At 63.5% G+C, this 17,148-nt stretch carries 17 protein-coding genes; 5 read left to right on the forward strand and 12 right to left on the reverse strand.

Annotated features, from left to right (window positions below):
* Positions 1 to 27: 27 nt before the first annotated feature.
* Positions 28 to 726 carry a DUF3592 domain-containing protein gene (locus NKI64_RS29485; RefSeq protein WP_023732487.1) on the forward strand — a complete coding sequence of 233 codons (699 nt, stop codon included), beginning with the start codon at positions 28 to 30 and terminating at the stop codon, positions 724 to 726.
* A 28-nt stretch (positions 727 to 754) separates the two neighbouring features.
* Here the strand turns inward: NKI64_RS29485 and NKI64_RS29490 are convergent, their stop codons facing one another.
* From NKI64_RS29490 to NKI64_RS29540, 11 genes are all read right to left on the reverse strand, one after another.
* Positions 755 to 1,069 (reverse strand): hypothetical protein, encoded by a 315-nt coding sequence (locus NKI64_RS29490; protein ID WP_023732486.1) that lies wholly within the window; start codon positions 1,067 to 1,069, stop codon positions 755 to 757.
* 55 nt (positions 1,070 to 1,124) lie between these two features.
* The gene (locus tag NKI64_RS29495) at positions 1,125 to 1,487 is read right to left on the reverse strand and encodes a nuclear transport factor 2 family protein (RefSeq protein WP_023688799.1); all 363 of its coding nucleotides are present in this window, start codon (positions 1,485 to 1,487) and stop codon (positions 1,125 to 1,127) included.
* A 76-nt stretch (positions 1,488 to 1,563) separates the two neighbouring features.
* The gene (locus NKI64_RS29500) at positions 1,564 to 2,043 is read right to left on the reverse strand and encodes a carboxymuconolactone decarboxylase family protein (RefSeq protein ID WP_023688798.1); all 480 of its coding nucleotides are present in this window, start codon (positions 2,041 to 2,043) and stop codon (positions 1,564 to 1,566) included.
* 108 nt (positions 2,044 to 2,151) lie between these two features.
* Positions 2,152 to 3,705: an alpha/beta fold hydrolase gene (locus tag NKI64_RS29505; protein ID WP_023673422.1), complete on the reverse strand. Its 1,554-nt coding sequence runs from the start codon at positions 3,703 to 3,705 to the stop codon at positions 2,152 to 2,154.
* A 134-nt stretch (positions 3,706 to 3,839) separates the two neighbouring features.
* Positions 3,840 to 4,154 (reverse strand): formate dehydrogenase subunit delta, encoded by a 315-nt coding sequence (locus NKI64_RS29510; protein ID WP_023688796.1) that lies wholly within the window; start codon positions 4,152 to 4,154, stop codon positions 3,840 to 3,842.
* Complete coding sequence (gene fdhD, locus NKI64_RS29515; protein ID WP_023698930.1) at positions 4,144 to 4,971, reverse strand: formate dehydrogenase accessory sulfurtransferase FdhD; 828 nt, start codon at positions 4,969 to 4,971, stop codon at positions 4,144 to 4,146. The genes NKI64_RS29510 and fdhD overlap by 11 nt, the downstream gene beginning before the upstream one ends.
* The gene (locus tag NKI64_RS29520; RefSeq protein ID WP_023688794.1) at positions 4,971 to 5,195 is read right to left on the reverse strand and encodes a hypothetical protein; all 225 of its coding nucleotides are present in this window, start codon (positions 5,193 to 5,195) and stop codon (positions 4,971 to 4,973) included. Before NKI64_RS29520 ends, fdhD begins: the two co-directional genes overlap by 1 nt.
* 32 nt (positions 5,196 to 5,227) lie before the next feature.
* Positions 5,228 to 8,140, reverse strand: a complete 2,913-nt coding sequence (gene fdhF / locus NKI64_RS29525; protein ID WP_352671701.1) for a formate dehydrogenase subunit alpha — start codon at positions 8,138 to 8,140, stop codon at positions 5,228 to 5,230.
* A gap of 10 nt (positions 8,141 to 8,150) precedes the next feature.
* Entirely contained in the window at positions 8,151 to 9,707 is a 1,557-nt protein-coding gene (locus tag NKI64_RS29530; RefSeq protein WP_023673426.1) for a formate dehydrogenase beta subunit, read from the reverse strand.
* Entirely contained in the window at positions 9,704 to 10,183 is a 480-nt protein-coding gene (locus NKI64_RS29535) for a formate dehydrogenase subunit gamma (RefSeq protein ID WP_023738147.1), read from the reverse strand. Before NKI64_RS29535 ends, NKI64_RS29530 begins: the two co-directional genes overlap by 4 nt.
* A gap of 194 nt (positions 10,184 to 10,377) precedes the next feature.
* Positions 10,378 to 11,277 carry a LysR family transcriptional regulator gene (locus tag NKI64_RS29540; RefSeq protein WP_023688790.1) on the reverse strand — a complete coding sequence of 300 codons (900 nt, stop codon included), beginning with the start codon at positions 11,275 to 11,277 and terminating at the stop codon, positions 10,378 to 10,380.
* Positions 11,278 to 11,435: 158 nt separating this feature from the next.
* Here NKI64_RS29540 and NKI64_RS29545 point away from each other — a divergent pair, with 158 nt between their 5' ends.
* From NKI64_RS29545 to NKI64_RS29555, 3 genes are all read left to right on the forward strand, one after another.
* On the forward strand, positions 11,436 to 12,077 hold the full coding sequence (locus NKI64_RS29545; RefSeq protein ID WP_023673429.1) for a DUF47 domain-containing protein: 642 nt from the start codon (positions 11,436 to 11,438) through the stop codon (positions 12,075 to 12,077).
* Positions 12,078 to 12,080: 3 nt separating this feature from the next.
* Positions 12,081 to 13,085 carry an inorganic phosphate transporter gene (locus NKI64_RS29550; RefSeq protein WP_023703518.1) on the forward strand — a complete coding sequence of 335 codons (1,005 nt, stop codon included), beginning with the start codon at positions 12,081 to 12,083 and terminating at the stop codon, positions 13,083 to 13,085.
* Between the two features lie 78 nt (positions 13,086 to 13,163).
* Complete coding sequence (locus NKI64_RS29555; RefSeq protein WP_352671704.1) at positions 13,164 to 14,354, forward strand: Mrp/NBP35 family ATP-binding protein; 1,191 nt, start codon at positions 13,164 to 13,166, stop codon at positions 14,352 to 14,354.
* Positions 14,355 to 14,514: 160 nt separating this feature from the next.
* On the opposite strand, the gene NKI64_RS29560 is transcribed toward NKI64_RS29555, so the two are convergent.
* Complete coding sequence (locus NKI64_RS29560) at positions 14,515 to 14,973, reverse strand: SRPBCC family protein (RefSeq protein ID WP_352671707.1); 459 nt, start codon at positions 14,971 to 14,973, stop codon at positions 14,515 to 14,517.
* Positions 14,974 to 15,116: 143 nt separating this feature from the next.
* Between NKI64_RS29560 and NKI64_RS29565 the strand changes: the two genes are divergently transcribed.
* Complete coding sequence (locus NKI64_RS29565; RefSeq protein WP_023712598.1) at positions 15,117 to 16,922, forward strand: IlvD/Edd family dehydratase; 1,806 nt, start codon at positions 15,117 to 15,119, stop codon at positions 16,920 to 16,922.
* Positions 16,923 to 17,148 lie beyond the last annotated feature (226 nt).

Raw genomic sequence — 17,148 nt, forward strand, 5'->3', positions numbered from 1 at the left:
GGAAACCGCGCGGCGAGGGGTTTGCGCATGAACACGACCAAGATCAAGCTGGTACTCATTGGCGGCTTCTGTCTGCTGATCGCTGTGTTCGGCGGCAAGGACATGATCAAGAAGAGCGGCTGGCCCGAGGCGCCTGCTGAAATCCTCGCGGTCAATGTCGAATGCGACATGGAATCGACCGCCCACAAGATTGTCTACAAGACCGTCAGCACCGCCACGATCCCGTGCGAACTGGTGGATGCGTTCAAGACGGTCCATGCTGACAAAGAGTGGAAGGTGACCCAGAAATTCACCGGCACCTTGCGCGTCGGCACCGGCGCCGACGCCGTCGAGGCCACGATGGAGCTGAACAAGAACGGTGCCCGCGAACCGCAGGTCGGCGACAAGCTCACCGTCGTCCAGAACCCCGCCAACCCTACCCAGATCGAACACACCGGCATGACCGGCACGCGTTTGACGATCGTCATTGGGGCTGGACTGCTCGGCGCGTTGCTTCTCTATCTTGCTTTCAAACCCCGCCGGCGGATGTCGAGCTCCGCCGTGGCGGGCAACCCTGCCGGAGATGCCGGCGCGGACCAGCGCGCGCGCCAGGCCGACGCCTTGATAGCGGCGGCCCTGGCCAAGCAGGCCACATTGCCCAATCAGCCGGCACGTGTCGCGGCTGCCGGATTGGCCAGGGAAGGGCGGTTTCCCGGGCAGCGGACGAGTTTCGGCCGCCGCAACTGATGGCCGAAAACTGCTGCACCTGCCACGGCTACTCCACGATGCGATAGATGTTCCAAAGGCTGGTGCCCGACACGACGTAGGGCTCCATCTCCTTGCCCCATTTTGCGTGCGCGTCGATCTTGCCGATCTTGGCGAAGAATCCCTCCAACTGGGCAAGGCTTTCGACCTGATGATGCGATTCGACCGTCGCTTCCCGGGCGCCGATCGAACCGGTCATGATCTGGAATTTGAGGTCGGCGATGCCGACCTGAGAGCCGATCTCGCGTTCCCATTTCTTGAGCAGTTCGAGCACGGTCTGCTTGTGTCCGAACTTGGCGTCGATCTGCCATCTGGCGCTGAACATTTTTGTCTCCTCCAGTTTTGCGGCCCAAACCGCGGTTGATCTTTCCGCGGTGGAACTACTCGTCCCAGGCCTGCACGACGGTCTGTCGTGCAATCCGCCCATTCTTCAGCTCCAGCATCGCCGCGCAGAACACTTTCGTTCCGTCCGGATAGGCGCAGGCCTGGGTGAAGGCGAGATTGTCGCCATCGGCGATGGTGGTGTCGACCTTGTGGGTCATCGCCCGGCTGCAGATGTCGTCCCAGAAGGTGCTGATCGCCGCCCGGCCGCGGATCTCGCGCGGCTTGCTCGGCGGATTGTTGCGGTCGATCACCCGCACCAGTGCGTCGTCGGCATAGAAGCTAGCGAGCATCCTGCCGTCCCGTCCTTCGATCGCTTTCTTGATCGCCGCGCCGTCCACGCTCTGCGTCTTGGTCAGCATCTTCTCCTCCATGGCCCGTTGATCGGGCGGTTGAATGATCACAAGCAATGCCCGGCGCACCGCCCGGCATTTTCTTTCACTGCGACTTGGCTTTGACGGCTGCGAACACCCCGTCGGTCTGTTGTTTGAAGGTCGCGAAATCGACCTGGCTGCCGTTGAGCATCGTCGACCAGTGGCGCACGATGGCCGCCATCGCGATCGCCTCCTTGATCTCCTCATCGGTCGCGCCATTGAGCTTGGCGGCCTCGGTGTGGAAATAGATGCAGTACTGGCAGGGGATCTGCGAGGCGACGGCCAGCCCCAGCAGTTCTTTGGTCTTGCCGTCGAGCGCGGTCTTGGGGTTGAGCTGCACACCCTTGATCTCGGCCCAGGCGCCGGCAACCGCGACATCGGGCAGCGTCTTGAACATGTCCGGCACTGAGCCGAGCGTCGCCTCGATGTCCTTGTAGGCGGCGGCCGCCGAGGCATCCTCGGCTCTGGCGGGAGCGATCGTGAACAGCGCGCCAACGCCTGCCGCTATCACCAGCGATTTGATCGACCTGTTTGACTTCAGCATTGCATCCTCCATCCGCAGTGCCTTTCCCGGCGACATCCGCCTGGCCTGCATGGAGAGATTGGTACGCCTCGACCCACCTGGCCGCTTCGCCCGAAAGCGCCATGGTCCCTATGGCCCGTCCGGGCCAGCCTGCCTGGCGGAAAATGCCGCTGCCGCCGCCCGTGACGGCAAATCGAGCTTCAGCAATATGTTGGCGACATGACGCTTGACCGTATGCTCGCTGAGCCTCAGCTCGGCGGCGATCGCGGCATTGCTCTTGCCGTCGGCGATCAGGATCACCACCTCGCTTTCGCGCGCCGTCAGTTGAGCCGGCTCGGCGGGTTTCGCCTTGGGGCGGCAGGCCGGCTCCAGGTGCTGTTCCGACGTTGCCTGGACCAGCGCCAGCGGCTCGTCCAGCTCATCCACCGTGACACGCCCGGCATCGATGAAATGCAGGCCGGACCCCGCCGCCAGATCGGCGGCCAGCCGCGACGCCAGAATATCGCCGCGCCCGGCATGGGCGGCGATCTGCATCGTCACCCGTGCCATCAGCCCCACCGGCGGCCCGCGCATTTCGACCTCACCGACATGGGCGCCCTGGGCGCTTGCAATGCCCATATGTTGCGCCGCATCGCGCAGTGCCGCCGCGCAGCGTATGGCCCGCGCCGGCCCGTCGAAGCGCGAGATCATCAATTCGCCATGGATGCCGGCGACGCGTCCGCCATGACGGCCGACCAGCTGCTGCCAGCTCTCCTGGAAGCGCTCGCTACGTTCGCTCCACATGCGGTCGCCAACCCGCGCCGTGTCGTAGATGCGTGTCGCCAGAAGAGCGGCAAGCACGCGCTCCGCTTCGGCCACGGCACGCTCGCCGGTCAGGAATTCCTCGATCAGGTCGGCCACCCGGTCGACATCGCCGGTCCAGATCGGGTGGTCGCGCCCGGGGACCTCGACCAATCGCGCATTGGCGATCTCTTTCGCCAGGAAGCGGCTGGCGTCCGGGTCGACCCGCGCGTCGTTGCGGCGATGAATGAGCAGTGTCGGTGCGCCGATCGCCGACAGCACGCCGCGCACATCGATTCCGGCATTCATCCGGGCAAGGGCTGCCGCTGCCGTCGGACTGGCCGACAGCCGCTCGAAGCGGGCCCACCACTGGGTGAAATGCGCATCATCTACCCGGCCGGGAGCGAAGTTGGGCAGTGTGGCGCCCGTGCCCCATTCCGTGCCGGCCGTCGCGATGAAGGCCTCGAGGCGCTCCGGCGACATCACCCATTTGTGGAAATGCGCATAACCGCCATAGAGCGCCAGCGCTCGTGTCCGTTCCGGATAGGTGGCGGCAAACAACATTGCCATCGGCGCGCCTTCCGAAGCGCCGAGCAAGGCCGCGCGGCCGCTGCCGGTGGCATCCATCACCGCGCGCACATCGTCCATGCGGGTTTCGAGGCTGGGCAGGTGGCGTGGGTCGACGCGGTCGGACAGGCCGGTGCCGCGCTTGTCGAACAGGATCAGCCGCGAGAACGCCGAGAGCCGTTTCAAGAGCCTGGCGTAGCCCTCGTCTTCCCAATGCAGGTCGAGATTGGAGATGAAGCCGGGCACGAAAACCAGGTCGAACGATCCCTGGCCGACCACCTGATAGGCGATCCGCACGTCGCCGCTGAGGGCATATCGCGTCTCGATCGGCCTCACGTTGCTATCCCGCCCGGCCAGACGATTTCTGATCGCCGACCATAGCAGACGCCTGGCGGATGCGGCAGCCAAACTTTAGAAGACAGGAATATAGCCCGCGGCGAACCGTGTTCGCCCGCCATTTCTGGGGGAGGCTATTTCTGGGGAGCGGCGCTCTCTGCACCCGTGGGTTGGACGTAGCCGATGCTCACATCGGCCTGCTCCTCGGTCTTCGGCCGCTTGATCCTGGCCGAGGCCACGACGACGAGTTCGTCAAAACCTTCGCCGCCACTGTCCAGCATCTCGAAGAACTGCCGGCGCATCCTGGGCTCCCAGAACTTGTTGATGTGCTCGGCCACGCCCGCCACACCTTCCTCGCGGGGCCTTGAATGGAAGAAGGCGGCGATCTGGTTGGCCATGCGCACCAGCTTTTCCCCGGTGCTCGTGATGTGTTCTTCGTCATGCGACATGCTGGGCAACTCCCAAGACCACCCGTTCCGGGTGGGTGAAAACATCGAAATCGTCGCCGCGCACCAGCGCCACCAGCGTCATGCCGGCCTCTTCGGCGGTGCGGATGGCAAGGGCTGTCGGCGCCGACACGGCGATGATGAAGGCGGAGCCGATCGCCGCCGTTTTCTGCACCATCTCCACTGAGACGCGTGATGTCACCACCACCGCGCCCGATGCACCGTCAATGCCGGCCTTGGCCAGCGCGCCGGCCAGTTTGTCCAGCGCATTGTGCCGGCCGACATCCTCGCGCGCCATGACGATGCCTTTGCCGGGAATGTAGAAGCCCGCTGCATGCACGGCGCCGGTTTCTGAATGCAGAGGCTGCACCTTGGACAAAAGCTTTACCGAACGGGTGATGTCGTCGGCTTCAAGCGTAAGCTTGGACGCACCAACCTTATCGACCGAGCGCATCGCTTCCTCGATGGATTCGATGCCGCACAGCCCACAGCCGACCGGGCCGGCGAGCCGCCGCCGCCGCGCCTCGAAGCGCGTATTGGCCTGGTCCTTCAGCCGGATCTGGATATCGATGCCGGCGCCATGGTCCTCGACCTCGATCGCCTCGATCTCGTCAGGCAAACCGATGATGCCTTCGGTCAGCGAGAAGCCGAGCGCGAAATCCTCGAAGTCGGCCGGGCTCGCCATCATCACCGCATGGGTGGTGCCGGCAAACGAGAACGCCACCGGCGTCTCCTCCGGCACCATGCGGTTGGCCGCCGCGGTGCCACTTGCACGGTGGGCGAGGCGAGAGATCTGGCTGATTGGCTGGCGGGAGCGCATCAGGGTCCCTTCATCCAATCCGGTGTCAGTTCCGGAACATCGCGCGCGATGGATTCATAGGCCTTATGATGCCCGTAGCCCATTATGTACGCGACAATGCGGCGAAGGTTGTTGAAATCCTCCTCGGAAGCATGTCCCTGGATATCGAACAAAAACTGGTTCAGGTCGGCGCCTTGCTTCTCACATAGGCGCAGAAGCGTTTCGTAGGCTTCCTTTTGAGTCACTCTTGTTTCCTCCGGCGGCGAGTCTACCCAGACTACTCCGCCGCCTGTAGCGGAGCGATGCGGCGGCTCTGCTCGGCCTGCTCGTTATAGTCGCGCTGCCAGTCCGAAGGTCCGTTCGACGCGCCGACCTGCACTGCGGTCACCTTGTACTCCGGACAATTGGTCGCCCAGTCGGAGAAGTCGGTGGTGATGACGTTGGCCTGCGTGTCCGGATGGTGGAAGGTGGTGTAGACCACGCCCGGCGACACCCGGTCGGTGATCAGCGCACGCAGCGTCGTCTCGCCCGAACGGCTGGTCAGCCGCACCCAGTCGCCATCGCGCAGGCCGCGGTTCTCGGCGTCGTGCGGATGGATCTCCAACCGATCTTCCGAGTGCCACATGACGTTTTCGGTGCGCCTTGTCTGTGCACCGACATTGTACTGGCTGAGAATGCGGCCGGTGGTCAGCAGCAACGGGAAACGCGGCCCGGTCCGCTCGTCGGTCGCGACATATTCAGTGCGGATGAACTTGCCCTTGCCACGCACGAAGCCATCCATATGCATGATCGGTGTGCCGAGCGGCGCCTTCTCGTTGCAGGGCCATTGCACGGATCCGACACGGTCGAGCAGCTCGAAGGACACGCCGGCGAAGCTCGGCGTCGTTTTTGCAACCTCGTCCATGATCTCGGAGGGATGCTGATAGTTCCAGTCCAGCCCGATCGCACGGGCAAGCTCCTGTGTCGCTTCCCAGTCGGCGTAGCGCGCCTTCGGCTCCAGAACCTTGCGCACCATGTTGATGCGGCGCTCGGCATTGGTGAAAGTGCCGTCCTTCTCCAGGAAGGTCGAGCCCGGCAGGAAGACATGCGCGTAGTTGGCGGTCTCGTTGAGGAACAGGTCGTGCACGACCACGCATTCCATCGCCGCCAGGCCGGCCGCGACATGCTTGGTATCAGGGTCCGACTGCAGGATGTCCTCGCCCTGGATGTAGATGCCCTTGAAGGAGCCGTCGACGGCGGCATCCAGCATGTTGGGGATGCGCAGGCCCGGTTCGTCGTCGAGCTTCACCCCCCACAACGTCTCATAGATGTCGCGCACCGCCTCGCCGGAGATGTGGCGGTAGCCCGGCAGTTCATGCGGGAACGAGCCCATGTCGCAGGAACCCTGCACGTTGTTCTGGCCGCGCAGCGGGTTCACGCCGACGCCGGGACGGCCGATATTGCCCGTCGCCATGGCAAGGTTGGCGATAGCCATAACCGTGGTCGAACCCTGGCTGTGTTCGGTGACGCCAAGGCCATAATAAATCGCGCCATTGCCGCCCTTGGCATAGAGCCGCGCAGCACCTCGGATCAGTTCGGGATCGACGCCGGACAGCTTGCCCACGATTTCGGGGTTGTTTTCCGGCAAGGCGACGAAAGAAGCCCAATCCTGGAACTCCGCCCAGTCGCAGCGATCGCGGATGAAGGCTTCGTCGAAAAGCCCTTCGGTAACGATGACATGCGCCAGCGCCGTCAGCACCGCCACGTTGGTGCCCGGCTTCAGCGGCAGGTGATAGTCGGCCTCAATATGCGCCGACTTGACCATTTCGGTTCGGCGCGGATCGAGCACGATCAGCTTGGCGCCCTGGCGCAGCCGCTTCTTCAGCCGCGAGGCGAACACCGGGTGCGCGGAAGCCGGATTGGCGCCGATGATGACGGCGACGTCGGTGAAATCGACGGAATCGAAATCCTGCGTGCCGGCCGAGGTGCCATAGGTCTGGCCGAGGCCGTAGCCGGTCGGCGAGTGGCAGACGCGCGCGCAAGTGTCGACATTGTTGTTGCGGAAGCCTTGGCGCACCAGCTTCTGGACGAGATAGGTCTCTTCATTCGTGCAGCGCGAGGACGTGATACCGCCGATCGAGGTGCGGCCGTATTGATACTGGATACGGCGGAATTCCTTGGCCGTATGGGCGATGGCCTCTTCCCAGCTCACCTCGCGCCAGGGATCGCTGACCTTTTCCCGGATCATAGGCGACAGGATGCGGTCCTTGTGGGTGGCATATCCATAGGCGAAACGGCCCTTCACGCAGGAGTGGCCGTGGTTCGCCTTGCCGTCCTTGTAGGGCATCATGCGAATGACTTCGTCGTCCTTCACTTCGGCCTTGAACGAGCAGCCGACGCCGCAATAGGCGCAGGTGGTGACGGCGGAGCGCTCGGGCATGCCTTTCTCAAGCACGGTCTTTTCACGCAGCGCATCGGTCGGACAGGCCTGCACGCAGGCGCCGCAGGACACGCATTCGGAGGCGATGAAATCCTCGTGCATGCCGGCGACCATGCGCGATTCGAAACCGCGGCCCTCGATCGTCAGCGCGAAGGTGCCCTGCACCTCCTCGCAGGCCCGCACGCAGCGCGAGCAGACGATACATTGCGCCGGATCGTAGGTGAAATATGGGTTGGACTCGTCGCGGGCGATGTAGTCGACCGCCAGCGAGCCATGGCCGGGCGCGACGCCGTTTTCCTGCTTGACGTGGTTGCGGCCCTCAATGCCGAAGCGGTTCTCGGTCAGGCCGACCGATTTCGCCACAACGTCGAACTCGCTGGCGCCGGTGCCGGCCTTCTCGTTCCAGCCGGTCGGGTGGTCGGAGACGTAAAGCTCCATGACACCGCGGCGGATGGCGTCGAGCCGCTCGGATTGCGTGCGCACCACCATGCCTTCGCCGACGGGCGTCGTGCAGGATGCCGGCGTGCCGCCGCGCCCGTCGATCTCGACCAGGCAGACGCGGCAGGAGCCGAACGAGTCCAGCATGTCGGTAGCGCAGAGTTTTGGGATCTCGACCCCGCCTTCCATCGCCGCGCGCATGATCGACGTACCCTCCGGCACGCTGATGCTGCGGCCGTCGACGATCAGCGCAACCTGCTTTTGCGCCTTCGATTCCGGGGTTCCGTAATCGAGTTCTTCGATGAGTGTCGGGAAGTCGGCCTTGATATTCATCTGCCAGCTCCTATTCAGCAGCCACGCGCGCCGGCGCGGGCTTGAAATCTTCGGGGAAATGGGTGATCGAGCTCATCACCGGATAGGGCGTGAAGCCGCCCAGCGCGCAGAGCGATCCGAACTTCATCGTGTTGCAGAGATCGGTGACCAGTGCCAGGTTCTTCTCCGGCTCGATGCCGGCGGCAAGCCGGTCGATGGTCTCCACCCCGCGTATCGAGCCGATGCGGCAGGGCGTGCACTTGCCGCAGCTTTCGATGGCGCAGAACTCCATGGCAAAGCGCGCCTGCTTCAGCATGTCGGCCGTGTCGTCGAACACGGTGATGCCGGCATGGCCGATCAGTCCGTCGCGCTTCGCGAACTCTTCGTAGTCGAACGGCGTGTCGAACAGGCCGCGCGGGAAATAGGCGCCGAGCGGGCCGCCGACCTGCACCGCCTTCACCGGGCGACCAGTGGCCGTACCGCCGCCGATATCGTCGACGATCTCGCCCAGCGTCATGCCGAACGCCGCCTCGAACAGGCCGCCGAACTTGACGTTGCCGGCGATCTGTATCGGGATCGTGCCGCGCGAGCGGCCCATGCCGAAATCCTTGTAGAAGGCGGCACCCTTGTCCATGATGATGGGCACGGAGGCCAGGCTGATGACGTTGTTGATCACCGTCGGCTTGCCGAACAGACCCTGGATTGCCGGCAGCGGTGGCTTGGCTCGCACCACGCCGCGCTTGCCTTCAAGGCTGTTCAGCAGCGAAGTTTCCTCGCCGCAGACATAGGCGCCGGCGCCGACGCGGATTTCCATGTCGAAGGCGTTGGGCGAACCCAGCACGCTGACGCCGAGCACGCCTGCCTTGCGGGCGACCTCGACAGCCTTGTTCATGACAGCCACCGCATGCGGATATTCCGAGCGGATATAGACGAACCCCTTGGTCGCGCCGGTGGCGATGCCGGCAATCGTCATGCCTTCGATGAGCACGAAGGGGTCGCCCTCCATAATCATGCGGTCGGCAAAGGTGGCGCTGTCGCCCTCGTCGGCATTGCAGACGATGTATTTGCGGTCAGATGTCGTATCGAGCACCGTCTTCCACTTGATGCCGGTCGGGAAGCCGGCGCCGCCTCGGCCGCGCAAGCCCGATTCCGTGACCTGTTTGACGATGTCGAGCGGCGCCATGGCCACCGCGTTCTGCAGGCCCTTGAGCCCGCCCAGTGACTTGTAGGCATCGAGCGATAGCGGGTCGTTGATGCCGCAACGCGCAAAGGTCAGGCGCGTCTGCTTGGCCAGGAACGGGATTTTGTCGGGCGCGCCCAGCCAGCGCTTGTGATGCCCGCCGGTGAGAAAGCCGCTGTCGAACAGGCTCTTGACGTCCGATGGCTTGACCGGCCCGTAAGCGACGCGGCCCTTTTCGGTCGCGACCTCGACCATCGGTTCGAGGAAATAGGCGCCGCGCGAGCCGTTGCGGACGATCTTGGCCTCGACACCCCGTTCGGCCAGTTCCGCACGAACAGCCTTGGCGACTTTTTCGGCGCCGAGCGCCAGCGCGCCGGAGTCACCTGGAATGTAGATGCGCGGGATCATGAGCGTACCTCCGCGACGATCTCTTCGATCTTCTCGTCATCGAGCCGCCCGATCACCTCACCATCCAGCATCGCCGACGGTGAACAGGCGCACAGCCCGAGGCAATAGACAGGCTCAAGCGTAACCGATCCGTCGCGGGTGGTCTCATGGAAATCGATGCCGAGCAACTGCTTGACCTTTGCGGCGATCGCATCCGAACCCATCGACTGGCAGGCTTCCGCCTGGCAAAGCTTGAGCACATGCCGGCCAGCCGGCCGGGCACGGAAATCATGATAGAAGGTCACGACGCCATGCACTTCGGCCCTCGACAGGTTCAGCCCATCGGCGATGACGGGCACGGCGTCCTGCGGCACGTGGCCAAATTCTTCCTGGATCTCGTGCAGGATCGGCAGCAGGGGGCCTTCGAGGCCCTTCAACTCCTGGATGATCGCCGCCGTGCGCGACTGTATCTCGGTACTTGCAGGCTGCATCGTCACGCAGCGCCCTCCCTATCGTAGCGACCGATGCATATAATCGTCCAAAAGCATGAAGCAGTTTTGGAACAACGACATGCCTACGCCGCTTAATCGCTAAGTGCTTAAGAAATCAGAGAAAACCTCTGAAATCAATAAAGCGGTTTCGTTGCACGATAGAAAATTTCTATCGCGCTGATTGACCAGTTATGACTAGCTCAGCGATTGGCGCGGAAATCGTCTGCCAGCGCCATCGCCTCGTCCAGCAGCGCCTGCACCAGCGGCGTGTGCGGTTCGCGCGGCGCGGCGACCAGCCCGACAGTGTGGCTGGCATCCGGTTCGACGATCGGAATGGCCCGGATCGGTTCGGAAAAACCGAATGTTTCCGCCAGGTTGAGCGGCATGATCGACGACCATTTGCCTGTCCGTATGTGGGAGAACAGCACGATCATCGAGTTGGATTCCAGTGTCGGCCGCACCTGCACGCCGGCCTCGGCCAGATGCTGGTCGATGATGCGGCGGTTCTGCATGTCCGGCGTCAACAAGCAGAGCGGCAGCTGGCTGATTTCGGCCCATGTCACTTTGTCGCGATCCGAATAGGGATTTCCGACCGCCGTGATCAGCTGGTAGCGCTCGTCATAGAGCGGCACGCTGGTCACCCGTCCGAGAGGCTCGTTGTCGAGATAGGTGATGCCGGCATCGACGTCGAAATTGCCGAGCAGCGACAACACCTCGATCGAGGTGCGCGACAGGATAGAGAAGGTGACGCCCGGATGCTTCTCGCGAAATGGCGTCGTAAGCCGCGCCACCATGGCGAGGGCGGTTGGGATGGCGGCAATACGGATACGCCCGGACAGGCCATGTCGCGCCGCCCGCATCTCTTCGCGCATGGTCCTGGAATCGCCGACGATGCGACGCGCCCACACCAGCACCTGCTTGCCTTCCGGCGTCAGCCCCTGAAAGCGCGAACCGCGATTGACCAGCATGACGCCGAGCTGGCCCTCCAGCTGCTTGATCCCGGCCGACAAGGTCGGCTGCGTGACGCCGCACGCTTCCGCCGCCCGGCCGAAATGCTCCTCCTTGGCCAGCGCGATGAAGAATTCGAGCTTGTCGATCATACCATCCGTCCGTTCGTTGCGCGCAAGGTCGGGGAAATTGCCTTTCGCCGCAAGCTCTACCCGCAATTGGCCATGCATCCACATCTTTGGGCCGGCTGGCTGTTTCCCCCGGCCGAACACGGCGCTATGTGGTTGGATGGAATACGAGGAGATCGGACATGCTGGGCTGGTTCCGCAAGCTTTTGCCGCGCGAAGATCGCTTCTTCGACCTCTTTGAACGGCATTCCCGCACCGTGGTCGGCGGCGCCGAGGCGCTGGAGCAGCTCCTGCAGGGCAAGGACATCGATCGTTGGTGCCAGAAGATCATCGATCTCGAGGACGAGGCCGATCATATCACGGCCGAAGTGCTGCTGGCGGTGCGGCGTTCCTTCATCACGCCCTTCGATCGCGGCGACATCAAGGACCTGATCCAGTCGATGGATGACGCCATCGACATGATGCACAAGACCGTCAAGACGGTGAAGCTGTTCGAAAAGAAGGAATTCGACCCGCTGATGCAGGAGATGGGCGGCGTCATCGTTGCCGCCTCCAGGCTGGTTGCCGAAGCAATCCCGCTGCTCAGCAAGGTCGGCACGCACACGGTACGCCTCAACGCCATCGCCGAAGAGGTGATGCGCGTCGAAAGCCGCGCCGACGATCTGCATGAGCAGGGATTGAAGGACCTGTTCAAGCGGCATGGCCGCAGCGATCCGATGGCCTACCTGATCGGCTCGGAGATCTACGGCCAGCTGGAGAAGGTGGTCGACCGCTTTGAGGACGTCGCCAACGAGATCAGCGGCATCGTCATCGAGAACGTTTAGGCAATGGAAGCCACCATCGCCTTTCCCGTGCTGATCGGCCTTGTCGCCGTCGCGCTGTTTTTCGATTTTCTCAACGGCCTGCACGATGCAGCGAACTCCATCGCCACCATCGTCTCCACCCGCGTGCTGAGACCGCAATATGCGGTCCTGTGGGCGGCTTTCTTCAATTTCATCGCCTTCATGTTCTTCGGCCTTCACGTGGCTGAAACTGTGGGAAAAGGTATCGTCGACGTCAGCATCGTCACGCCGGCGGTGATCTTCTCGGCGCTCGTTGGCGCCATCGTCTGGAACATCGTCACCTGGATTGCCGGCATCCCGTCCAGCAGTTCGCATGCCCTGATCGGCGGGCTCGTCGGCGCCGGCGTTGCAAAGGCTGGGCCCGGCGCCATCGTCTGGACCGGGCTTGGCAAGACGGTCGCCGCAATCGTCGTGTCGCCGGCGACAGGGTTTGTTCTGGCGCTGGTCCTGATCCTGGCCGTTTCCTGGCTGTTCGTGCGCCAGACACCGTTCGCCGTCGACAGCACCTTCCGCGTCATGCAGTTCTTTTCGGCCTCGCTTTATTCGCTAGGGCACGGCGGCAACGACGCCCAGAAAACCATGGGCATCATCGCCGTGCTGCTCTATTCGCAAGGTATGCTCGGCGGGACGTTCTACGTGCCGCTGTGGGTCGTCCTCACCTGTCAGACAGCACTGGCGCTCGGCACTTTGTTCGGCGGCTGGCGCATCGTTCACACGATGGGCTCGAAGATCACCCGGCTGAATCCGATGCAGGGCTTCTGCGCCGAGACCGGCGGCGCCATCACCCTGTTTGCCGCCACCTGGCTCGGCGTCCCCGTGTCGACCACCCATACCATCACCGGGGCCATCATCGGTGTCGGCGCCGCCCGCCGCGTCTCGGCCGTGCGCTGGGGCATTGCCGGCAACATCGTCATCGCCTGGATCGTCACCTTGCCGGCCACGGCTGCAATTTCGGCGCTCACCTACCTAGCGGTTGGCCTGGCAGGGTGAGGCGGACACCGGTGGTGCTTGGAGTCGCTGCCAATCTGCACTATCTGAGCCGCAGCCAAACGCCTTAGGGAATAATGCATGTCCGTCACCAAGGAAATCGTCACCGAGCGTCTGAAGACGGTCAACGGGCCGGACTTCACCGGCAACATCGTCGACCTCGGCATGGTTTCGGAGATTTTCATCGCCGATTCGAAAGTGTTTTTCTCGATCACCGTTCCCGCCGCCCGCGCACAGGAGATGGAGCCGCTGCGCGCTGCAGCCGAGCGTGTCGTCAAGGCGATCCCTGGTGTCGCCGGCGCCGTCGTCGCGCTGACGGCGGAGAAGAAGGGCGGCGGCATGGAGGCTCCGGTTGCGTCGCGTCCCGCGCCCAGGCCCGCACCGCCGGCTGCGCCAGGCGGGCCGCGCCCAGCTCCACACACTCCAGCCCCGCACGCCCCGGCCTCGCAAAGCTCGGGCAAGCGCGGCGTGCCCGGCATCGAGGCGATCATCGCGGTGGCGTCCGGCAAGGGCGGCGTCGGCAAGTCGACCACCGCTGTCAACATCGCGCTTGGCCTCGCCGCCAACGGTTTGCGTGTCGGCGTGCTCGATGCCGATATTTATGGCCCGTCCATGCCCAGGCTGCTCAACATCCATGGCCGGCCGCAGACCGTCGACGGCAAGATCCTGAAACCGATGGAGAATTACGGCCTTAAGGTGATGTCGATGGGCTTCCTCGTCGACGAGGAGACGCCGATGATCTGGCGCGGTCCGATGGTGATGTCGGCGCTGACGCAGATGCTGCGCGAGGTCGAATGGGGCCGCCTCGACGTGCTCGTCGTCGACATGCCGCCCGGCACCGGCGACGCCCAGCTGACCATGGCCCAGCAGGTGCCGCTGGCCGGCGCCGTCATCGTCTCGACGCCGCAGGACCTGGCGCTGATCGACGCCCGCAAAGGATTGAATATGTTCAAGAAGGTCGACGTGCCGCTGCTCGGCATCGTGGAGAACATGAGCTATTTCATAGCCCCCGATACCGGCAAGCGCTACGACATCTTTGGCCATGGCGGGGCGCGGCGCGAGGCCGAGCGACTCGGCGTGACCTTCCTCGGCGAAGTGCCGCTGGAAATGGGCATTCGCGAAAGTTCTGATGAAGGTGCTCCGGTGGTGGCGTCGAAGCCAGACAGCGCCGAGGCGAAGATCTATCGCGGCATTGCTTCGAAGGTCTGGGACCGGGTCAACGAAGAACGCGGCGCGGCCGAAGCGGCGGTGCCGAACATCGTGTTCGAGTAGCTCGGATATCCCTTCCCCTTGAGGGGAGGGTGGCCCGAAGGGCCGGGTGGGGTCTGCGGTGACACGCTCGACGCTATTTCTTTACAAGTCGAGGCAGCTCAACTCACGTTGAGGCAGCTGAGGCGACCCCACCCGCCTCGCTTCACGAGGCACCCTCCCCTCAAGGGGGAGGGGAGCCCACCTTCTCGCCAAAGCTTGAAAAGAACTGCCCGGCCAGCTTCTTCGAAGTCGATTCGATCAGCCGGCTGCCGAGTTGGGCGATCTTGCCGCCGACTTCGGCCTTGGCCGCGTATTTGAGGACCGTCGCATCCGGCCCGTCCGCCGTCAGCGTCACGTCGGCGCCACCCTTCGCGAAGCCGGCAATACCGCCCTTGCCCTCGCCCTGGATGGTGTAGGAGTGCGGCGGCTTCAGGTTCTTCAACGTCACCTCGCCGTTGAATGCCGCCTTGATCGGTCCGATCTTCAACACCACCGTCGCCGCCATTTCGGTCGGCGATTTCATCTCCAGGTGTTGGCAGCCGGGAATGGTCGCCTGCAAAACCTTCGGATCGTTCAGCGCGTCCCACACTTTCTGCAGGGGGGCGGCAATGCGTTCCTCGCCTTCGATCACCAAAGCCATCGACACCTCCCGGACAGACTTCGAAGGCCTAACGCACGGTCTGGTCTGTGTCTATCGCACCAAAGTCCGGTTGCGACGGTGCGCCCTCTTGCCTGCTTCCGCGCGTTGCCATATCGATTTGTCTTACAAATACGGAGACCATGATGGCAGGCGCCCCCACCGGAAAGAAGAAATTTCGCTCGCAGGAGTGGTTCGACAATCCCGACAATCCAGGCATGACCGCGCTCTACCTCGAGCGCTACCTGAACTACGGCCTGACGCGGGCCGAGTTGATGTCGGGCAAGCCGCTGATCGGCATCGCCCAGACCGGCTCGGATCTGTCGCCATGCAACCGCCATCATATCGAACTCGCCAAGCGCGTGCGCGAAGGCATCGTCTCGATGGGCGGCATCCCCTTCGAATTCCCGTGCCATCCGATCCAGGAGACCGGCAAGCGCCCGACCGCGGCACTGGACCGCAACCTTGCCTATCTCGGCCTGGTCGAAGTGCTTTACGGCTATCCGCTCGACGGCGTCGTACTGACCATCGGCTGCGACAAAACCACGCCGGCGCTGCTGATGGCGGCGGCCACCGTCAATATTCCGGCCATAGCACTTTCGGTCGGACCGATGCTCAATGGCTGGCACAAAGGCAAGCGCACGGGATCCGGCACCATCGTCTGGGAATCGCGCCAGCGGCTCTCCGCCGGCGAGATCGACTATGACGAGTTCATGGACATCGTCGCCTCATCGGCGCCGTCGACCGGCTATTGCAACACCATGGGCACCGCCACCACGATGAACTCGCTGGCCGAGGCGCTCGGCATGCAATTGCCGGGTTCGGCCGCCATTCCCGCACCCTACCGCGAGCGCGGCCAGATCTCCTATGAGACCGGCAAGCGCATCGTCGAGATGGTGCATGAGGATCTGAAGCCGTCCGACATCATGACGCGCAAGGCCTTCGAGAACGCCATTGTCGTCAATTCGGCGATTGGTGGCTCGACCAATGCGCCGATCCACCTCAACGCGATTGCCCGTCATCTCGGCGTGCCGCTCACCAATGACGACTGGCAGACGGTCGGCCTCCATGTGCCGCTCATCGTCAATCTGCAGCCATCGGGCGAATATCTCGGCGAAGACTATCACCATGCCGGCGGCGTGCCGGCTGTGGTGGCCGAGTTGATGAAGGCCAAGCTGCTGCCTTATCCCGAAGCGATGACCGTCAATGGCAAGACTATCGGTGACAATTGCAAGGGTGTCGCCAACGAGAACACCGACGTCATCCGCACCGTCGCCGAGCCGCTGAAGGCCAATGCCGGCTTTATCAATCTCAGCGGCAATCTGTTCGATTCCGCAATCATGAAGATGAGCGGCATCTCGCCGGAATTCCGCGAGCGCTATCTCTCCAACCCGAACGACCCGGAAGCCTTCGAAGGCAACGCCATGGTCTTTGACGGGCCGGAGGACTACCACGCCCGCATCGACGATCCGGCGCAAGGCATCGACGAGCACACCATCCTGTTCATGCGCGGCGCCGGCCCGATCGGCTATCCCGGTGGCGCCGAGGTGGTCAACATGCAGCCGCCCGCTTATCTCATCAAGAAGGGCATTCACGCGCTGGCCTGCATCGGCGATGGCCGCCAGTCGGGCACATCGGGCTCGCCCTCTATCCTCAACGCTTCCCCGGAAGCCGCCATTGGCGGCGGCCTGGCGCTGCTCAAGACCGGCGACCGTGTGCGCATCGACTTACGCAAAGGCACTGCCAACATCCTCGTCACCGACGAGGAAATCACGCGCCGCCGTGCCGAACTGCAGGACGATGGCGGCTACCACTATCCCAAGCACCAGACGCCATGGCAGGAAATCCAGCGCTCCATGGTCGACCAGTTCTCGGAGGGCATGGTGCTGAAGCCGGCGGTGAAATACCAGGACGTCGCGCACACCAGCGGCGTGCCGAGGGACAATCACTAAGCACCCGCTTGATATGAAAATGCCGGCCTGATCGGGCCGGCATGAAAGCCTTGGCGTAAGCTTGTTTGGATGGCGGCCTCAGGGTGGAGGCGGGCCGGACGAAGCGGCGATGGCTGTGATGCCGGAGAGTCGTCCTGCCTTGCGGATGACTGGTGTGTGATACTGTTTCTTCATAGGACCCGTTGCCCGTTTTAGATCACTGCTCGCACGCCAACTGATCCCACCT

It is taken from the genome of Mesorhizobium sp. M0478, assembly GCF_040321305.1.
GTDB lineage: Bacteria > Pseudomonadota > Alphaproteobacteria > Rhizobiales > Rhizobiaceae > Mesorhizobium.